Below are 286 nucleotides of genomic sequence, written 5' to 3' on the forward strand. Positions count from 1 at the left end.
ATACAACATCTAACATAGCTACCCCTCTTTTCTGTAAAAATTTACCATTAAATTATCGAAAAAAGAACACTAAGCTCTACTTAGTGTTCGACATGAACAACACAAAGTAAACCTCCTCTCTAAACGCTTACGAGGTTAGCTGTCGGATTCGGGCCTAAAGACTAGCCCTACTTTCAAAACTGAAAGATTCACCCCAAGTGACGATGCACAAAATTGGTTCCCCCGCTCCATTTCTGGAACTCAGCGATTTTAGGTTTTTTTGGAAATTTTATTTATGATTTATGTG

At 37.8% G+C, this 286-nt stretch carries 1 riboswitch.

Going from position 1 to position 286, the window contains the following annotated elements:
• Positions 1-110: 110 nt before the first annotated feature.
• A riboswitch (cyclic di-AMP (ydaO/yuaA leader) is annotated at positions 111-256 on the reverse strand.
• Between the last annotated feature and the right edge of the window lie 30 nt (positions 257-286).

Origin of the sequence: Bacillus pretiosus (assembly GCF_051294775.1) — a bacterium.
In the GTDB taxonomy this organism is placed as follows: Bacteria; Bacillota; Bacilli; order Bacillales; family Bacillaceae_G; genus Bacillus_A; species Bacillus_A wiedmannii.